Raw genomic sequence first — 18,394 nt, forward strand, 5'->3', positions numbered from 1 at the left:
ACCGGATCGGGGGAAAACAGGGGTCAGGCCGGTTGGGGGACGGTCAGCAGCTCGGAGAGACGTTCGGGGGGCGTGCCGATGCCGAAGCGGCGCACGCTTTCAAGAAGGGAGACCCGGCGCAGCCAGGCACGGGCGCGATCGGGGTCCCCAGCGATCTGGCGCAGCTCGCCGCGCTGTTCCTCGCGGACGGCCTCGTCGCGTTCCTTCAGCCGCTGGGTGTTGCGCTCGGTGTCGGCGCGCACGTACTCCAGGGCGATACGGCGGCGGCAGGTGGAGAACGCGTCGAACTCGGCGTCGGCGTCCGCGCCGTCCCTGTGGACCCGGACCAGCCGGCGGATGAGATCCATCGCGTCGTGGATCCCGCTGTTGAGACCGACGCCGCCCACCGGGCTGTTGATGTGCGCGGCGTCGCCGATCAGGAAGGCGTTCCCGGTACGGAACGTCGCCGCGACGCGCTGGTGCACGTTGTAGATCTGGTGATCGACGATCGGGTAGCCGCCCTCGAAGGGGGCGACGGACTGCAGATGCTCCTGCATCACCGCCGGCCGCGTGGCCTCCTCGGCCGGCACGCCCTCCGGCACCGGCCACAGCACGCGCCACGACTCGGGCGTGCGCAGGATGAACAGCCACTCCTCGGGGTCCGCGACGTAGTTCACCTCGGCGATGCCGGGCACCTGCTCGCGCATGTCCACCGGGGTGCTGACGATGAGGAACCGCTCGGAGTAGGTGTGGCCCTCGAAGGGGACGCCGAGCGCCTTGCGCACCGAGCTCGCGGCGCCGTCCGCGCCGATGAGGTAGGACCCCCGCAGCGTCTCGGTGCCGCCGTCCGGGGTCTCGACGGTGACCTCGACACCCTCCGGGGTGTCGGTCACCCCGGTGAAGCGATGGCCGAAGAGCATTTGCACGCCGGACGCCTCGCGCAGCCGGTCGTACAGCATGCGGACCAGCCGCTGCTGGTTGAGCTGGAGCCGGTACGGGTACCGCGTCTCGTCCCGGAGCAGGCCCAGGTCGAACTCGGCGATCAGTCCCTCCGCACGGTCGCGGAACTGGTACTTGGGCACCACCAGACCCTCGTCGTGCATCGTGCCGGTGATGTCGAGCTCCTCCAGCAGCTCCAGCGTGGCGGCGTGGAACGTCGAGGCACGCCAGTCCGGCCGCGGCTCCGGGTCGGCCTCCACCAGCACCGCCGGCACGCCGTGCCGGGCGAGCGCCGCGGTGGCCGTCATGCCGACCGGACCGGCACCCACGACCACCACCGGCTTTGCGCTTGTGTCATCCATGGCACGGGACCATAAGTGGCAAGTTCTCCAGAATGGAATAGTTGTGGATAAAGTTCCGCTATGGGAAATCCTTCGCCCAGCGGGCTGAGTTCCGTGGACAACGCGCTCCGGCTGCTGCGCCTGATCGGGGAGCGCAAGGTGCTGCGGGTCGCCGAGGCCGCCGAGTTGCTCGGTGTGGCGCGATCGACCGCGCACCGCCTGCTGTCCGCGCTGCGGCACCACGGCTTCGTCCTGCAGGACCGGCCCAACGGCGCCTACCGGCCCGGGCCCGTGCTGAACGAGATCGGCCTCTCCGCCATCGGTCGCATCGACATCCGCCGCGTCGCGCATCCCGTGCTGGAGGAGCTGCGCGACCAGACCGGCGAGACGACCAGCCTGAGCCTGCTCGAAGGCCGGGACGTGCGCTTCATCGACTGCGTCGAGAGCCCGCGCACCGTACGCGTCGGCGACCGCACCGGCGTGGTCATCCCCGCCCACTGCACGGCCGGCGGCAAGGCCATCCTCGCCGCCCTGTCCCTCACCGAGCTGAGCCGCCGCTACGCCGGTCAGGACCTGAGCGCGCGCACCACCGCGTCCGTCGTCTCGTGGGAGGCCCTGCAGCGGGAGCTGGAAGAGATCGGCCGCACCGGCTACGCGATCAACATGGAAGAGGGCGAGACGGGAATCTGCGCGGTCGCCTCGGCCCTGCGCGACCTCACCGGCGCCCCACTCGCCGCCGTCGCGGTCGTCGTCCCGGCGAGCCGGATGCCCGATCCCGGCACCGCCCACTCCCTGGCGCCCCTGGTCACCGAGGCCGCCAAGACGATCGAGGAGCGCCTGCTGGCCGAGTTGTAGCCCGCGCTTCGCCTAGGACTCGAGGGCCATCTCGGCCAGGTGGCGGGCGATGCCGTTGGTGTCGGTGTCCTGCACGTTGCTGAGCACGACCACCTCGATGTCGTCGTCGGGCAGGTACATGTTGCTCGCGGCGTACCCCTGGAGAAGACCGGGGTGGTATACGAGCCGGGAGGTCGGTCGGGGCGGGTTGGTCGGGGAGAACCGGGAGGTCGGTCGGGGCGGGTTGGTCGGGGAGAAACTGGGCCCGTCCAGCCGGTCGAGGAGCCAGCCGAAGGCGTACGCGTACGACGGCAGGTTGAGGCAGCCGCCGGGCGGGCACGGCGCCTGGGGTGTGAACGCCTCCCTGACGGTGGCGGGTGGCGCGACCAGGTACGCGCCGAACGAGCGGTCCCAGCGGACGAGGTCGTCGGTGTTGGAGAAGATGCCGGTCGCGGAGTACGCCTGCGAGCCGTTGATGGGCGGGGCGGGCGACCCGAGCGTGAAGTAGCCCTTCGCGTACCCGGGAGGCGGGTCTCCCGGGCTGAAGCCGGTGTGGGGAAGCTTCAGCGGCCCGGTGATCTCATCGTGCAGTACGGCGCCGTACGGCTTGTGCGTCACCGTCTCGATGATCGCCCCGGCCAGGATGAAGCCGGAGTTGGTGTACTTCCAGCTCGTGCCGGGCGGGAAGTCCAGTGGCAGGTTGATGAACCGCTGGATGAGCTCCTGAATGGTGGTCGGCTGCGAAAGTTCGGCGTAGAAGCCGGGCAGGTTCTGGATATCGGGAATTCCCGAGGTGTGCGTGACGGTCTCGCGGACCGTGATGGTCCGCCACGCCTTGGGACAGGCCTTGATGAACGTCGGAATGAGGTACGGGCAGACCGGATCGTCGAGGCGGAGCAGCCCCTGGTCGCGCAGCTTGAGAATGAGCATCGCGGTGAACTGCTTGGTGACCGAGGCGAGCCGGAAGACCGTGTCCGGCCGGAGGGGAATGTGGTTCTTCTCGTCGGCCTCGCCGGCGGCGAAACGCGCCAGCACCTGCCCACGGCGAACCACCTGCACCGACCCGGTGAAGCCGTTCTCGGCCAGGCCCCGCAGGTACGCCCGCATCGCCGCGGCGGTCGGATCGCCGGGCGGCGCCGGTGAGGTGGGCAGCGGATCGGGAGCCGGAGGCGCGGACGACCCGGTCGCGCCGGAGGCGGGCGCGACGGACTCGGGTGCACGGTGCCGGCGTTGCCGCACGTCGCTGCGGCTCTTGTTGACGTTGCCGTTCCGGATTCTGGCGATGACCCGTTGCCGATGGCGGTTCCGGGTGAGGTCGCGCGACCGGTCACCGTGGGGCCCGCAGCAACCATCGCCGGGGCCGGCTTTCGCAGCCGCACCGGCCGTGACGGCACCCGCGGCGAGAGAGGCACATCCGACGAGAACCGAGCCCGACACGGCGATCGCCAAGCTCTTCGGAATCCCCATGAAGCAACCGCCCTGGCAGAACGAGACAACGGACCGGGCTCGCGTTCTCAGGCAATGACCATGCCTCGCGGCGGCGACTTCCCTAGGGCGAGAAACACGTCAACGGCTCGCCATTCTCAGTTCATGCCGCATGATCCACTGACGTCGTCCCCTCGGCGGGCTTCACCGAAACGCCGGCGGTCGTACTTGGCGCCGGGTCGGCATTCTCGATGGCGGCACTTTAACCGTCGCCGCGGCGGGCGGGAATCGCCGGAAACTCCGCAAGAGTGGAAATGGTGTCGGTGTCGATGGTGAAGGCGGACGGAAAGCGTTCGGGATCGGTGGCTTCGGGCGGTTCGGTGGAGCGCCAGGTGTAGGAGCAGGCCGGGCAGGAGTGCACCGTCCAGCAGCCGGGGACCGGTGAGGCGGCCACCGTACGGGCCTGGTCACAACGGCAGCGGGGACAGGTGGTGGTCGCGGCCGTCATGCGATTCGCTCCTTGAGGAAGGCCTCCCAGCGGGCGGTCTCCGCCGGGTCGTGCACCTGGTGGCCGTGGTGGCCGCGCACGTCCGGAGCCACGGGGGTGGTGGCGTCGAGGATGAGCTTGTCGGTGACGCCGGGGGGTTCGGACCCGGGGTCGAGGGGCGTCACCGACAGGCCGGGGACGCGCACCGTGTCACGGCCGGGGTGGAACTTCGTGGACAGGGCCCACATCACCTGCGGCAGGTTGAAGGGGTCCACCGTCTCGTCGACCACGATGACGACCTTGCAGTAGGCCAGCCCGTGCGGGGTGGTCAGCGCCCGCAGCCCGACGGCCTTGGCGAAGCCGCCGTACCGCCGCCGGGTGGAGATGATGGCGACCAGGCCGTGGGTGTACATCGCGTTGACGGCTTCGATCTCCGGGAAGTCCGCCTTGAGCTGTTCGTACAACGGCACGCAGGTGTTGATGCCCACCATGTGGTCGAGCTCGGTCCAGGGCATGCCCAGATAGAGCTGTTCGAAGATCGGACGCGGTCGCATGGACACCTGGTGGATCTTCACCACCGGCAGGCGGCGCCCGCCGGTGTAGTGCCCGGTGAACTCCCCGAAGGGACCCTCCAGCTCCCGCCGCCCGGCGAGGACCTCGCCTTCGAGCACGACCTCCGCGCCCCAGGGCACGTCCAGGCCGGTCAGCGGCGCGGCGGTGATGGAGTAGGGGGCGCCCTGGATGGCGCCGGCCATCTCGTACTCGGACTGGTCGTAGGCCAGGGGCATGCCGGCCACGACGCCGATGACGGGTTCGGTGCCCACCGCGATCGCGATCGGCAGGTTCTCCCCGCGTTCCTCGGCCAGGCGCAGGTGCAGGCCGGCGTCGTGCTGGGGCACCGGCTGGATGCCAAGGACGTCGGGGCCCTTGACCTGGAGGCGGTAGATGCCGACGTTCTGCCTGCCGAAGTCGCCGGGATCGTCCGGGTCACGGGTGACCACGCAGGCCTTGTCTATGTAGAAGCCGCCGTCGTGCCGGTTGAGGCGGAACAGCGGCAGCAGTTCGAACAGGTTGATGCCGTGGCGGACGCCGACCTCCTGCCAGGGCGCGGCGCCTCGGCGCTCGGGCGCGACCGGGAAGGCGCGGTAGCGTTCGGCGAAGGCGAAGAACTGCTCCTTCACCGGGGTGTCGGCGGGCAGCCCCATCATCAGCGCGTGGTTGGGCCACGAGCCGATGACGTTGAGCGCCACGGTCGCGTCCCGGTAGCCGTGGATGTTGTCGAACAACAGCGCCGGGGAGCGGTCACCCAGGTTGTTCGCGGCGCGTGCCGCCGCGCCGAGGTCCGGTTCGGGCATGACCTCGTCGGTGATGCGCAGCAGCTGCCCGGCCTTCTCCAGGGCCCGCAGGAACTCACGCAGGTCGGCGTACGGCATCAGATCTCCTCCGGGGTGACGCCTCGTCCGCGGGACGTGGCAGGCCGGTCCAGCGCTTGGCCGCGGGCGAGTCCAGCCCGAACTGGTCCAGCACCCGGGCGGTGAGGTGCGCGACCACGTCGTCCAGGCTCTGGGGGTCGTTGTAGAAGCCGAGCACGGGCGGCAGGACCACCACGCCCATCCGGGCGAGCGCGAGCATGTTCTCCAGGTGGATCTCGCTGAGCGGGGCCTCCCGGGCCATCAGCACCAGGCGACGGCGCTCCTTGAGCGTGACGTCCGCGGCGCGGGGGATCAGCCCCTCGCCGTAACCGTGACGGATGGCCGCGAGCGTCTTCATGCTGCACGGCGCCACGATCATGCCGGAGGTCGGGAACGATCCGCTCGCGATCGGTGCGGTGTGGTCCGCGGCGCCGTGCACCACCGTGGCCAGGTCCGCGACCTCTCGTACGCGGTACGGCGTTTCCAGCTCGATGGTGGTGCGGGCCCACCGGCTGAGGACCAGATGGGTCTCCACCTCAAGGTCGCGTAGGCGTTCCAGCAGCCGGATGCCCAGCACGGCTCCTGTCGCGCCGGTCATCCCGATCACCAGTCGCATGCCTTCTCCTTCCCCCGTGGCCGTGCGCTTTCCGTGGCCGCGTCTAGTCCATGGCCAGTCCGCCGTTGACGGGGGTACAGGTGCCGGTCAGGAATCCGCTCCCGTCGCCGGCGAAGAAGGCGATGGTCTCGGCCACGTCCTCCGGCCGGGCGATGCGCCGCAGCGGCGTCGACGCCACGATCCGGTCCTCCAGCTCCCGGGAGCGCGACGCGCCGATCCGCGTGTCGACCGGACCGGGCGAGACGACGTTGACGGTGATGCCGTAGGGCCCCAGCTCCTGGGCGACATAGCGGGTGAACTGCACCAGCGCGGCTTTCGCGCTGCCCAACGCCATCATGCCCGCTCGTGGGTGCCGGGCCAGATCGGTCGCCACATGGACGATCCGGCCGTACCCCTTGTCGATCATGGCCGGTGTCACGGCCTTGGTGAGCTCGAAGGCGGCCAGCATCTCGTCGTGGATCTTGCCGCCGAATTCCTCCCAGCTCATCTCCTGGAAGGACTTGATGGCGTACGGGATCAGGGCGGTGTTCACCATGACGTCGATCGCGCCCCAGCGCGTCGCCACCGCCTCCACGAGCGCGTGCACCTGTGGCGGGTCGTCCACGTCGGCCCGCACCGCCATGGCCTCACCGTCACGGGCGTGGATGGAGGCGACCACCTCCTCCGCGTCCTCGACGCTGGACCGGTAGTTCACCACCACGCGCATGCCCCGCGAGGCGAGCAGGCGTGAGGTCGCCGCGCCGATGCCGCGGCTTCCGCCCGCGATCAGGGCCACCCTTCCCGGCTCCGTGGTCATTCTCACCGCTCCTCCCCCGAAGAGTCCTGCGCGCGGCGCCGCTCCGTACGGCCCGTCTCGGTGGCGGGGTCCGGCCGGGCGGCACGGCCGGTCAGCGCGCCGGCCAGCAGGCGTACGGCAGGCTCGGACCGCGCCGCGTCCACGCCGTCCGGGCGCAGGAAGTTGTCCATCAGCAGACCGCTGATCAGCAGGCGGGCGACCGCCGCCCGGCCGTCGGCATCCGCCTCGACCTCCGGGACCGCCGCGAGCAGGTCCGCCAGGTCTCCCGTCGAGGAGGCCACCAGGCGCGCGGCCAGCTCCCGCAGCTCCGGGTCGACGTGAGCCTCCCGGAACAGGATCATCTGGCTGTTCCGGCTGCGGCCGAAGACCTCGGCCAGCTCCGTGACGGCGCGCCGCAGCACCTCCTCGACGCCGTCGTCACCGGCCCCGGTGACCACCCGGGGCAGAGTGCCGCGGTAGGCACGCTCCCGGATCACCGCCATCAGCAGGTCCCGCTTGGTGGCGAAGTAGTAGAACACCAGGCCCGAAGGGACATCGGCCGCCGCGGCGATCTTCGCGGTCGAGGTGGCGTCGTAGCCGCGCTCGGCGAACAGGCGCTGAGCGGCGTCCATGATGCGCTCCCGGGCGCCCTCCGCACCGGGCGCCCGCCGCCTGGCGGCGCGGCGCCGCGGTGCGCCGGTCGGCGTTGGAACCTCAGCCATGTCGCCCTCTCTTGATTGACCAGTCACTCAAATATGCACGCTCGACCCGTCGGCTGTCAAGGCCTCAATAGCCTTTTGACCTGCGCCGATACGCACAGGAGATCAAGGAACGGCGGCGGACGCGACAGGAGCTGCGGCCCGCATGGCCGGCGACGGCACCGGCGGCGTACGGTGAAGGACGCACACGATGGAGTCAGGGCGATGGAGTGGAGCAGGGACGACCTGCGGCGCATGGAGCCGAGCGAGCGCGCCGCGCTCATGCGGGCGCTGGCCGAGCTCGCCGAGGAGGATCCGCTGGATGATCCGGGCCACCGCAAGGGGCGCCGGCTCTTCATCGCATTGACGATCGGCTCGTGTGTGTGGCTGGTTCCCTGGATCGTCTACCTGGCGTTGACCCTGCCCGGGAACTACACGGCCGACCAGTGGTCGGCGACCTGGACGGGCTTCGACATCGCCCTGCTGGCGGCCTTGGCCGGCACCGCGCTGGCCATACTGGGCAAGCGGCAGGTGGCGATCGTCGGCATGCTCGTCACCTCCACGCTGCTGGTCTGCGACGCGTGGTTCGACGTCATGTTGTCGTGGGGCTCGGACGAGTTCCCGCTCAGTGTCGTGACGGCGCTGGTCGGCGAGCTGCCGCTGGCGGCGCTCTTTTTCTACGCGGCCCGCCAGCTGATCCGCCTGACCGTCCACCTGGCGTGGATCCGCAGCGGCCTGACCGGAGTGGAGCCGCGACTGACCCGCATCCGGCTCTTCACGCTCATCGAGCCCCGGCAGGGCCGCCCGTCCGGACGGACCCCGGACCCAAGACCCTGACCGGCCGCACGGGCGGCGAACGGTCCTCCGTGCCACCGCCGCGGACCGGGCCGCCGGGCGCGGCGGTCAGGAAGCGGGGGCGGAGAGACCGGCGGCCAGGTGGTCGAACGCCTGGTCGATGAGCAGTTGCAGGCCCTCGATCCCCTTGTCCGGGGTCCAGGTGGTGAAGGCGACGCGGAAGACCACCACGGTCGCTCCCGCGAGCAGTTGCGGATAGAGGCTGTCCGCCGGGCATCCGATGCGGTCGGCGAGGGGGCCGACGAGCCTGGCCTCGAGGCCGAAGACCGCCTGCAGGATCTTCGATCTGAGTTCGGGATACGTGCCGAACAGCTCCTTGCGCGCGTGCCATCCGGTCTGTGCGGCGAAGCTGGGCAGGGTGTCGTCCAGCGCCCGGCGCACGGCGGTGAGCGGTGGTTCGTGCGGTGGCCGTGCGCCGAGTCTGGCGACGAACTCGTCGGCGAGGCGCTGGTCCCAGGCGAGGACCGCCGCCTCCTTGTTCTCGAAGTAGTTGAAGAAGGTCCGGGGGGAGACCCGGGCGGCTTCACAGATGTCGGTCACGGTGACCGCCGAGGGGCCGCGCTCCAGGAAGAGCCGGATGGCGGCGGCGCGCAGGGCCTCGCGAGTCTCGGCCTTCTTACGTTCGCGAAGCCCTGGAGTCGCGCCCTGCATGTCGATCAAGTCCTCTCATCGCGGCGAGCGCCAGCGTACTCGTGACGGACGAGTTGCATGGGCGCAAAATTGCAGAACTGCAAGATTCGCTAAGCTGAGCCGCATGGCATCTGCGCATGCAAAGAAGACACGTGCCGGCGAGGTCGTGCGAACACTCGTGATGGGCCTCTGGCTCCCGGCGCTCTTCCTGGCGGGACTGCTCTTCTCCTTCCTGCTGGCCTTCCACGACCCGACGCCGCACCACGTCAAGGTCGCGGTCGCCGCTCCACCGGCCGCGACGGCGCAGCTGCAACACCAGCTCGACACCGCGATCCCCGGCGGCTTCACCCTGCAGCCGTTCGACTCCGCGGCCGAGGCGCGCTCCGCCGTCCTGAACAACGACGCGGTGGCGGCGTTCACGCCGGCTCCCCACCATCCGCAGCTGTACGGCGCCAAGGCGGACGGCGCCGCCATGGAGTCGATGATCCGCCAGGTCTTCACCTCCGCGACCCAGCAGACCGGCGCCACCCTCGGCTTCCACGAACTGGTCCCGACCAGGCGGGGAGACGCCCTGGGCACCAGCCCGTTCTACCTGCTGATGGCCTGCACTCTCCCCGCCTACTTCCTGGTGGTCGCCATGCAGCGCGCGGTGGGCTTCAGCCGCCGGGCGCATGTGGCCACGATGCTCCTGGCCGGCGCCGTCACCACCGTCGCCTGCTACCTCGCCGGCGCGTACGGGATGGACGCGATCCCGCAGCACCCGCTCGCCATGCTGTATCTGTTCCTGCTGACCCAGTCGGTGTCACTGACCTCGTACGGGCTCGTGGCCTTTCTCGGCCCGTTCTTCCCCGGGGCCGCCGTGACGTTGTTCATCATGCTCAGCGTGCCCTCCAGCGGCCTCACCGTCCCCGCCGACCTGCTCTCGGGCTTCTTCCACTTCCTCCACCCGATCCTGCCGATGGGCAATGCCGCCGACGCCCTGCGCAACGTCAACTACTTCGACGACCGGCAGCTGGGGCGGCCCACCGCGGTGCTGTGCGCCTGGATCGCGGCCGGCACCGCGCTCATCGTGCTCGGGTACGTCAAGCAGCTACGACAGCTCGTCCGCGAGGCGCAGGCGGGCATCACGCGATACGTCTCCGCGCCTCCCCCGGAAGATCCCACCGTGGAGCTCCCCGAGCCGGTCGCGCTTCCCCCGCACCGGCATCACTTCGGCGAGCAACCGGCGATGCTCACCGGGAGGGTCAGCGGTCCCGTCGGCGAGCCGCTGGCCGGCGTCACGATCACGGTCACCGACGCGCACGGCCGCCAGCTCCTCCATACCCGTACGGACCAGAACGGCGAGTACGCGGCCACGGGGTTCCACGAAGGGTTCGCCGTGGTCGTCGCCGGTGGCCCGGGCCGGCAGCCGGTCGCCACACGCCTGCTGCTCAGCATGGCCGCACCCGTGAACCAGGACTTCGTCCTGACGCCTCGCCAGCAGACCGTTCCGGGTTATGTGAACAGCGGGCGCGGGTGACCGCGGGCGCCTCAGCTCCGGCGTGTCTCCGTGGCCTCGGTAGGCTGGGGAAAAGCCACGGACGGTCATCGATCGCCACCCGCCCGGCCATCGATCTCGCCCGATCCGCCAGAGCACGGAGTGATCTTCATGGAGGTCATTGGGCTACGCAACGCACGTGATGCCGTAGGACTCGCCGCCGGCCGTCTGACCCACCTCGTCGTCCGCCTGGTCCGCCGTGGGTCCGCTCACGTCGCCGGCCGTCTGCCGCACACGGTGCGCTCGGCGTCTCCGGAGGGCGGCCGGACACGCCTCCAGCGACTCGCCGACGAGCAGGGAGCGCTCCTGCGCGTCGCGACGCTCGTGGCGCAGGGAGTCCCGTCGGCGGACATCATCCGTGCCGTCGCCCGCGAGATGGGGTGCCTGCTGGGGGCGGACTACGTCATCATCAACCGCTACGAGCCGGACCGTACGAGCACCGTGGTCGGCCACTGGAGACGCGCCGGAATACCCGACATCATGCCTCCTCTGGGCGGGCGCTGGCCCATCGACGACGGCATCGTGGACGCCGCGGTCGCCCGGACCGGAAGGCCGGCGCGGTTCACCGACTACGCCCGTGCCGACACCGAGATCGGCGCGTGGACCCGCGCCCGCGGGATCAAGTACGCCGTCGCCTGCCCCATCATGGTCCAGGGCCGTCTGTGGGGCTTCGCGGGAAACGCGTCGTCCGGTCGCACGCCACAGCCCGCCGACACCGAGGAACGCATGCTGCGGTTCATGGCACTCGTCGGCACCGCGATCGCCAACGCCGAGACCCGCGCCGAACTCCTCGCCGCCCGCGCCCGCGTCGTCGCCGCCTCCGACGCGGCCCGCCGACGCTTCGAACGCGACCTGCACGACGGCGCGCAACAACGCCTCATCTGCCTCGGACTCGAACTCCGCGCCGTGGAGGCCTCCGTCCCACCCGAACACCCCGAACTCAAAGAGCAGCTGGCCCGTACGGCCGGCGGGCTGACCAGCGTCCTGCACGACCTGCAGGAGATCTCCCACGGGCTGTATCCGGCCGCCCTGACCCAAGGCGGACTCGACGCCGCCGTCCGATCGCTGGCACGCCGCTCCCCCATCCCGGTGAAGCTCGACCTGCGCATCGGCCGGCAGCTGGCCGAACCCCTGGAGGCGGCCGCCTACTACACCGTCTCCGAGGCGCTGACCAACGCCCTCAAACACGCGCACGCCAGTGAGGTGGACGTCGTCATCCACGTCGAGGACGAAACCGTCCGCATCGCGGTCGACGACGACGGCGTGGGCGGAGCCGACTTCGGCGGCGGGTCCGGGCTCATCGGGCTCAGGGACCGCGTCGAACCGCTCGGCGGCGACATCCGGCTCACCAGCCCACCGGGCGAGGGCACGTCACTGCTGATCAGAATCCCGCTGCACTACGGGACCAACGGGTACGAGGCCGGCGGGCCGTCGAACTCCCGTCCCTAGCCCCTCATCGGACAACCCCCACCCGATGGGGGATACGCCGCACGCGTTCTCGGCCGAGTATTCATTCAGTGCCGCTCTGAGCTCGCGGTGAAGCGGTTGGCCGGGCCGCTATGGGGAGACGGCTCGGTCGCCTGAAAGCGCCGCCGCCGCCGCTCGAGCTCGCGGTACTGGCGGTCTGACCGGGCCCTTGCTCAGAGGGGAAGGCTGGGGCCCGGTCAGGACCGGTTCACACCGGCTAGGGCCGCGGGGGGTCGGGCCGGCTGATGAGGCGGGCGAGCTCGACGCGGGAGGCGATGTTCAGCTTGCGGAAGACCTGGCTGAGGTGGAATTTCACGGTCTCTCGCGAGATGAACATCTGCGCGGCGATCTGGGGGTTGGTGAGTCCCTGGCCGGCGAGGGCGGCGACCTTGCGTTCGGTGTCGGTGAGGCTGGCCCATCCGGACGACGGGCGCTGGGCCTGGCCCCAGTGGCGGCGCCGTACGCCGAGCCGGCGCAGCCGGGCGCGGACGCGCGCCGCGTCCCGTGGTGCGCCGGCCCCCTGGTAGGCCTCGAGCGCCTGGTCGAGATGGTGGATCGCCGCTTCGCGGTCCGCGTCGCCGTGCGCGTGCAGAACGCCGAGGTCCTCGGCGGCGGAGGCGCGGCTCCAGGGGCCGACGTGGGTGGCTGCGGCGCGGGCCAGCGCCGCGGCGTCCTGGTGCAGCAGCGCGTGAGCCTGCGCGGCGGAGGCGGCGAGGGTGGGGAAGCCGGGGTTGTCGCGGGCGAGGCGCTCGGCCGCGTCGGTGGCGGTCCGGGCGCCGGTACGGTCACCGACGGCGAGGGCGATCCGGGTCAGCCACGCCGCGGCGTCGGCTTCGGCCATGAGCAGCCGATACCGTTCGCCCGGGTCGGTGTACACGGGGTGGAGGAGGTCGAACGCCTGCTCCGGCCCGTCCTGGGCCTCGGCGACCAGCGCCGGACCCCAGTTGGCCCACCACCAGGCGGACATGGGGTCGACGCCCGGCAGGTGATGCGAGCGGCTGCGGCCGGCGAAGTCCGCGGCGCTCTCCAGGTCACCGCGGCGCAGGGCTACGATGGCGAGCACGGTGGTGCCGAACCGGTCGTACAGGTGCGCGCCCAGCTCGTCGGCCGTGGCGAGCCCGGCCCTGGCCTCGGCGGCGGCGTCCTCCAGGCGCCCTTCGATCAGCCGCAGCCGGGCGCGCAGCAGCGTGGGGACGGCGGCGTACGCGGTGGTTCCGAGCGCCGTGATCTGTTCGGTGGCGACCCGCAGCGCGGTCGTCGCCTCCGGGAGCCGCCGCATGTCCATGAGCGTGCAGGCGTGCAGGAGGTGCGGGTGGGTGAGCCGGATCGGGTCGCCGGAGACGATGCGTGCGGCTTCGCGGCTGTGTTCGAGGCCGTCGGCGGCCCGGCCCTCACCCCACGCGATGTCGGCGAGGATCAGGTGTGCGGCGACCAGCGATGACTCGCTGTGCCGCCGCGGGGCGGCCAGAACGCCCTCGGCGCGACTCCGCGCACGCCGGTGGGCCTGGCTGCCCAGCGGTCCCATGAACAGCACCTGATCGATGAGGCCACGGAGCTCGTCGGGAAGATCGCCCTGGCCGAGCGTCTTCTCGGCTTCGGCCACGGCATCCGCGATGCGGCCGGCCTGGAGCAGCGCGTATGCCAGTTCATAGCGCAACCGCGCGGTGTGGCCGGGCGGCGTGGCCGTACTCAGGTTGGCCTGGGCCAGTCTCACCGCCTCGTTCAGCGCACCTGCGGTCGTCAGCGCGCGCACGGCGATCAGCGCGCGGTCGGATCGCCTGCCGTCGCCGGGGGCGGTGAGGTCCAGGGCGCGTACGGCCAGGTCGGCCGCTGTCTCGGGGGACGCCGGCAGGACCTCCCGCGCGGCCTGGTCGAGGCCCGCCAAGGCGGCCGCGTCGCCCGTGCGGGCGCTGTCCCTCAGGTGCGCGGCGGCGACCACCACCGATCCGCCGCGGTCGAGAAGCATCCTCCCGGCCTGGCGGTGCAGGGCCTGGCGCACCGAGGGGGCCATGGTCTCCGTCACGGCCAGCCAGACCAGGTCGTGCCGGAAGCTCAGCAAGCCCGGGCCGGCCGTCAGGACACCTGCCGCCTCGGCCTCCTCCAACGCCGGCAACAGCCGGGCGGGCGGCTCACCGAGCATGTCCGCGACGTCGTCCGCCTCGAAGGAACGGCCCAAGATCGCCGCCACCTGCAGCAGATGGCGGGTACGGGGCGACAGCCCGTACAGCCGGCCGTGCACGATCTGCTGGATGCGGCGCGGCAGTCGCGACGAGGCCGGCCTCGCCCGGCCGTCCACGGTCTGGACCGCGTGCTCGTCCCGGAGCCCGCAGAGCAACTCCACCAGCAGGAACGGCTTGCCGCTCGCCCCGTCCGCCAGCCGCAACAGCTCCGGGCTCGGCTCCGCGCCGAGTTCGTCGGTGATGATCTCGGCCACGGCCCGATCCTCCAGCGCACCCAGCACGATCCGCGTGGCACCGTCGCGTTCCAGGGCCTCGTACAACCGCTCGGCACCGGAGTCCCCCCGCCCCGTCGTCCGCGACAGGACCCACACCAGCGGGTAGGACGCCAGCTCGGGGATCAGCGAACGCAACGCCAGGAGGGTCATGGGGTCCGCCCAGTGCAGGTCGTCCAGGGTGGCCAGGAGCGGGCCGCGTGCGGCGCGCTCCTCCAACCGCGCCTGGAGTCCCTCCACCAGCCGCAGCCGCACGTCCGTCCCGTCGGCGGGCTCCTGGGACCCGAGCAGCGTCTGGGTCGTCTCCCCGAACGCCGACATCAGCGGCGCCAGCGGCACCACGCGGCCCAGCTCGTCCGCCGCGCCACGGGCGAGCATGAACCCCATCGCCGCGGCGGTCTCGACCGCCTCTTCCAGCAGCCGGGTCTTGCCGATTCCCGACTCGCCCTCGACCAGCAGCACCCCGCCACGGCCGCTGTGCGCCGCGCGCAGCAGGCGCGTCAGGATCTCCGACTCACGGTCCCTGCCGCGCCAGCCGGACCGCGACGCCCCTCCGAAGCCGCCGTCGGCCGCACCCCCCGGACCGGGGGTGGACACGCCCGGCGGACGGCTGCCAGACATCACCCCAAAAACATACCGAATCTCCCATTGACCTGCGTGAATGTGCCGACAGGCACTCGGAGGTCGAGCGCTCAGCGGCCGCGCCGGGCGGTGACCAGCCACCCCCGGCTGGTGTCGGAGCGCCGCGCGTCGAACACCGACGGGACCGGCCGGCCATATCGGCCGACCACCGTGGCCAGGCTGTCGACACGGGGCGTCCAGTGGTGGCCGGCCAGCCACGCGTCGAGTGCGCCCGCCGGGCCGCTCTGCCAGCTGTCCACCAGGTCCGCGGACATGGCGGCGATGGCCGAGTCGAGGGCCGGTGACCCCTTGATGTGGTCCGCGGCGAAGACGCTCCCGGGCGCGGACAGAGATGTGATCTGCTGGAGCAGGGCGTCCGCGGCGGTGGACGGCAGGGCGTAGAGAATGCCCTCGGCCAGCCAGGCGGTGGGCTCCCGGGCCGAGAAACCCCGCGCCCGCAGCTCGGCCGGCCAGTCACGGCGCAGGTCCGCCGGCACCGGCCGATGATCGCAGCGGGCGGTGGCCCCGGCCTGCTCGAGCACCCGCAGCTTGAAGCGGAGCACCTCGGCGAAGTCCACGTCGAACACCCGGGTCTCCTCCGGCCAGTGCAGCCGGAACGCCCGGGTGTCCATCCCCGCCGCGAGAAGCACGACCTGGTGACAGCCCTCGCGCGCCGCGCGGAGCAGCTGCTCGTCGAGGTATGCCGTACGCACCGCGGGCTGGTCGCCCATCTCCCGGAGGAAGGTGCGCATCCCTTCGCCGATGAGAAGTCGCGCCTCGTCACCGGTGGCCGTGTCGTCGGCGCCGGTGGCCGTGCCCTCGGCGCCGGCCGCGCGGAGGAACAGCTCGGCGAACGGGTCCTCGAAGAGCCGGTCGTCCCGGTGTTGCTCCGCCGCGCGAGCGGCCGCCACCACCAGGCTCGTCGCGGCGATGCCGGCCAGCCCTTCGGCCTCATGTCGCTCGGTCATGCCATGACCTCCCTCTCAGCGCTACGCGAAGAAACGAGACAATAACGTCTTGTTACAAGATGCTAGCGTCTCGTTATGACTGCTACAAGCGATGAGGCCGACCCGCGGGTGGTGCGCAGCCGGGCACGGGTCCTGGACGCGGTGGCGTCCCTGCTCGTCGAAAAGGGCGTCCGGGGAGTCACCGTCGACGCCGTGATGGCACGGTCCGGAGTGGCACGCGCCACCGTCTACCGGCACTGGCCCACCCGCCAGGCACTGGTCCTGGCGGGCCTGCGGCACCTCCTGCCGCCGCCCGTACCGCGGACGGCGGCCGACGGAACCCTCTCCCAGCGCCTGACCTCCGTCCTCGGCGGGCTCGCACGCCAGATGGAGGTCGAGCCGTGGGCACACGCCATACCGGCACTGCTGGACGCGGCCCGGCGGGAGCCTGAGATCGCGACGGTGGCGGCCCGGTTCGTCGCGGACCGGCAGGCGCCCGTCAGAGCCGTGCTGCAGGAGGCCGTCGCGGACGGCTCACTGCCGCGCCTGGACGTCGAGACCGCGCTGGCCCAGCTGCTGGGGCCGCTGGTCTACCGCCGCCTCCTCACGTCCGAACCGCTCGACGAAGAGCTGTGCGCGCACATCGTGGAACACTTCCTCCGCGGCCAGAGCTCTCAGGTCACCAGGCCGTTGCGGTAGGCGTAGACCACCGCCTGCACACGGTCACGCAGGTCGAGCTTGGTGAGGATGCGCGAGACGTACGTCTTGACGGTCTCCTGGCTGATCACCAGCGTCGCGGCGATCTCGCTGTTGGACAGGCCGTTGGCGATGAGGCGCAGCACCTCCAGTTCGCGCGGGGTCAGCGCGGTGTCGCCCGATGTGCGCTCGGCGGGGCGGATCCGCGCGGCGTACCTGCCCACGAGCTGCCGCGTCACCTCGGGCGCCAGCAGCGCGGCACCGGTCGCGACGGTCCGGATGCCGTGCAGCAGCTGCGCCGGCGGGGCGTCCTTGAGCAGGAACCCGCTCGCCCCCGCGCGCAGCGCCTCGTAGACGTACTCGTCCAGGTTGAACGTCGTCACCACGAGCACCTTGATGGGATGCTCCACCCCGGCACCGGCCAGCAGCCGGGTCGCCTCGATGCCGTCGAGCACCGGCATCCGTACGTCCATCACCACCATGTCGGGCTTCAGCCGGCGGGCGAGGTCGACCGCCGCGCGCCCGTCCCCGCACTCACCCACCACCTCCAGGTCGGGCTGCGCATCGATGATCGTCGCGAACCCGGTGCGGATCAGTGCCTGGTCGTCGCAGACCAGCACCCGGACCGAGGCGCTCACGACGGGCTCCCCGCGGGGATGCGTGCCCGTACGAGGAAGCCGCCCGCCCGCCGGTCCGCGCTGAACTCTCCGCCCAGGGCGTCGACCCGCTCGCGGAGCCCGACGAGACCCCGCCCGCTCCCGTCGGGGGAGCCGCTCCGCGATCCGGAGCCGTCAGTGCCGACCTCCACGGTGATCTCCTCTCTCGTATGGCGTACGCGGACCACGGTGCGGCTGCCGTGGGCGTACTTGAGGGCGTTCGTCAGGCCTTCCTGCACGACCCGATAGGCCACGAACTCGGCGCTGCCGGCCGATTCGGCGCGTTCGCCCTCCTCGGTGAACTCCACGGGCTGCCCGGCCTGGCGCGTCTGCTCCACGAGCGTGCGGAGGTCGCCGACGGACGGCGTGTCGATCTGGGTGTCGTGGTCGGGGTTGAGCAGGTCGAGCAGGTGCCGCAGGTCGGTGATGGCGCGCCGGCCGGTGTCGGTGACGGCGGTCAGGGTCGCGTCGAGGCGGTCGGGTGCGGCGGTCAGGTAGCGCGCGGCCTCGGCCTGGACGACCATGGCCGTGACGTGGTGGGTGACGACGTCGTGGAGTTCGCGGGCGATGCGGGTGCGTTCGGCGGTGAGGGTGGCCTCGGCGATACGGCTCCGGTGCTCGGCCTCGGCGGCCCGGGTGGAGCGCAGCCAGGACCCGATGCCCCACCCGAGAGCCAGCCCCACGTAGAACACCACGAATCCGCCCAGTTTCTCGTTCCCGCCGAGCCGGTGGAGCTCGACCGCCAGCACGACGTACACCGCGGACAGGACCGCCGCGGTGGCGCGCCGGTAACGCTCCAGGTGGGCGCCCGTGCTCAGCAGCGCGAAGGACAGTGCGGTGCTCGCGACCATGTGGTAGCCGCGGAGCTGTGTGACGACGAAGCCGAACGAGATGAGGGCGATGCAAGCGGCCGGCCACCGTCGGCGCACGGCGAGCGGGAGGGTCTGGAGGGCGAGCAGGACGATCGCCAGGTCGTCGAAGGGGCGGGCCGGCAGCTCGCCGACGTGCGTCTCGTGGCCGTGGAACA

17 protein-coding genes are annotated in these 18,394 nt (G+C 71.5%); 5 read left to right on the forward strand and 12 right to left on the reverse strand.

All coding sequences use genetic code 11. From position 1 onward, the window contains the following. Positions 1–23 precede the first annotated feature (23 nt). Positions 24–1,280 carry an FAD-dependent oxidoreductase gene (locus ABEA10_RS21085; RefSeq protein WP_345466336.1) on the reverse strand — a complete coding sequence of 419 codons (1,257 nt, stop codon included), beginning with the start codon at positions 1,278–1,280 and terminating at the stop codon, positions 24–26. Between the two features lie 60 nt (positions 1,281–1,340). On the opposite strand from ABEA10_RS21085, the gene ABEA10_RS21090 reads away from it, so the two are divergent. Beyond that, a complete protein-coding gene (locus ABEA10_RS21090) occupies positions 1,341–2,114 on the forward strand; it encodes an IclR family transcriptional regulator (RefSeq protein WP_345466338.1) in 774 nt (257 codons plus the stop codon). Positions 2,115–2,126: 12 nt separating this feature from the next. Here ABEA10_RS21090 and ABEA10_RS21095 read toward each other — a convergent pair whose 3' ends face one another. From ABEA10_RS21095 to ABEA10_RS21120, 6 genes are all read right to left on the reverse strand, one after another. Then, positions 2,127–3,560, reverse strand: a complete 1,434-nt coding sequence (locus ABEA10_RS21095; RefSeq protein WP_345466340.1) for a serine hydrolase domain-containing protein — start codon at positions 3,558–3,560, stop codon at positions 2,127–2,129. A gap of 220 nt (positions 3,561–3,780) precedes the next feature. After that, entirely contained in the window at positions 3,781–4,026 is a 246-nt protein-coding gene (locus ABEA10_RS21100; RefSeq protein WP_345466343.1) for a non-oxidative hydroxyarylic acid decarboxylases subunit D, read from the reverse strand. Next, the gene (locus tag ABEA10_RS21105) at positions 4,023–5,438 is read right to left on the reverse strand and encodes a non-oxidative hydroxyarylic acid decarboxylases subunit C (protein WP_345466346.1); all 1,416 of its coding nucleotides are present in this window, start codon (positions 5,436–5,438) and stop codon (positions 4,023–4,025) included. The genes ABEA10_RS21100 and ABEA10_RS21105 overlap by 4 nt, the downstream gene beginning before the upstream one ends. Next, a complete protein-coding gene (locus ABEA10_RS21110) occupies positions 5,416–6,033 on the reverse strand; it encodes a UbiX family flavin prenyltransferase (RefSeq protein ID WP_345466348.1) in 618 nt (205 codons plus the stop codon). The genes ABEA10_RS21105 and ABEA10_RS21110 overlap by 23 nt, the downstream gene beginning before the upstream one ends. A 43-nt stretch (positions 6,034–6,076) precedes the next feature. After that, positions 6,077–6,829: an SDR family NAD(P)-dependent oxidoreductase gene (locus ABEA10_RS21115; RefSeq protein WP_345466350.1), complete on the reverse strand. Its 753-nt coding sequence runs from the start codon at positions 6,827–6,829 to the stop codon at positions 6,077–6,079. 2 nt (positions 6,830–6,831) lie between these two features. Continuing rightward, complete coding sequence (locus ABEA10_RS21120; protein WP_345466352.1) at positions 6,832–7,530, reverse strand: TetR/AcrR family transcriptional regulator; 699 nt, start codon at positions 7,528–7,530, stop codon at positions 6,832–6,834. A 201-nt stretch (positions 7,531–7,731) separates the two neighbouring features. Here ABEA10_RS21120 and ABEA10_RS21125 point away from each other — a divergent pair, with 201 nt between their 5' ends. Then, positions 7,732–8,343 carry a hypothetical protein gene (locus ABEA10_RS21125; RefSeq protein ID WP_345466355.1) on the forward strand — a complete coding sequence of 204 codons (612 nt, stop codon included), beginning with the start codon at positions 7,732–7,734 and terminating at the stop codon, positions 8,341–8,343. A gap of 66 nt (positions 8,344–8,409) precedes the next feature. Here ABEA10_RS21125 and ABEA10_RS21130 read toward each other — a convergent pair whose 3' ends face one another. Then, positions 8,410–9,012: a TetR/AcrR family transcriptional regulator gene (locus ABEA10_RS21130; protein ID WP_345466372.1), complete on the reverse strand. Its 603-nt coding sequence runs from the start codon at positions 9,010–9,012 to the stop codon at positions 8,410–8,412. A 103-nt stretch (positions 9,013–9,115) separates the two neighbouring features. On the opposite strand from ABEA10_RS21130, the gene ABEA10_RS21135 reads away from it, so the two are divergent. Together ABEA10_RS21135 and ABEA10_RS21140 are read left to right on the forward strand one after the other, a co-directional pair. Next, positions 9,116–10,510, forward strand: a complete 1,395-nt coding sequence (locus ABEA10_RS21135) for a carboxypeptidase regulatory-like domain-containing protein (RefSeq protein WP_345466357.1) — start codon at positions 9,116–9,118, stop codon at positions 10,508–10,510. Positions 10,511–10,639: 129 nt separating this feature from the next. Next, positions 10,640–11,977 carry a GAF domain-containing sensor histidine kinase gene (locus ABEA10_RS21140; protein WP_345466360.1) on the forward strand — a complete coding sequence of 446 codons (1,338 nt, stop codon included), beginning with the start codon at positions 10,640–10,642 and terminating at the stop codon, positions 11,975–11,977. A 235-nt stretch (positions 11,978–12,212) separates the two neighbouring features. Here the strand turns inward: ABEA10_RS21140 and ABEA10_RS21145 are convergent, their stop codons facing one another. Together ABEA10_RS21145 and ABEA10_RS21150 are read right to left on the reverse strand one after the other, a co-directional pair. Continuing rightward, on the reverse strand, positions 12,213–15,068 hold the full coding sequence (locus ABEA10_RS21145; protein ID WP_345466362.1) for a helix-turn-helix transcriptional regulator: 2,856 nt from the start codon (positions 15,066–15,068) through the stop codon (positions 12,213–12,215). Positions 15,069–15,139: 71 nt separating this feature from the next. Further along, complete coding sequence (locus ABEA10_RS21150) at positions 15,140–16,036, reverse strand: SAM-dependent methyltransferase (protein ID WP_345466364.1); 897 nt, start codon at positions 16,034–16,036, stop codon at positions 15,140–15,142. 75 nt (positions 16,037–16,111) lie between these two features. Here ABEA10_RS21150 and ABEA10_RS21155 point away from each other — a divergent pair, with 75 nt between their 5' ends. Next, positions 16,112–16,714, forward strand: coding sequence for a TetR/AcrR family transcriptional regulator (locus ABEA10_RS21155; protein ID WP_345466366.1), 603 nt, complete (start codon positions 16,112–16,114; stop codon positions 16,712–16,714). On the opposite strand, the gene ABEA10_RS21160 is transcribed toward ABEA10_RS21155, so the two are convergent. After that, positions 16,690–17,349, reverse strand: a complete 660-nt coding sequence (locus tag ABEA10_RS21160; protein ID WP_345466368.1) for a response regulator — start codon at positions 17,347–17,349, stop codon at positions 16,690–16,692. The genes ABEA10_RS21155 and ABEA10_RS21160 overlap by 25 nt on opposite strands. After that, positions 17,346–18,394: sensor histidine kinase (locus ABEA10_RS21165; RefSeq protein WP_345466370.1), on the reverse strand; the 1,049-nt coding region annotated here is incomplete at its 5' end. The genes ABEA10_RS21165 and ABEA10_RS21160, both read right to left, overlap by 4 nt.

The organism is Actinoallomurus oryzae, assembly GCF_039541955.1.
Lineage (GTDB): Bacteria > Actinomycetota > Actinomycetes > Streptosporangiales > Streptosporangiaceae > Actinoallomurus > Actinoallomurus oryzae.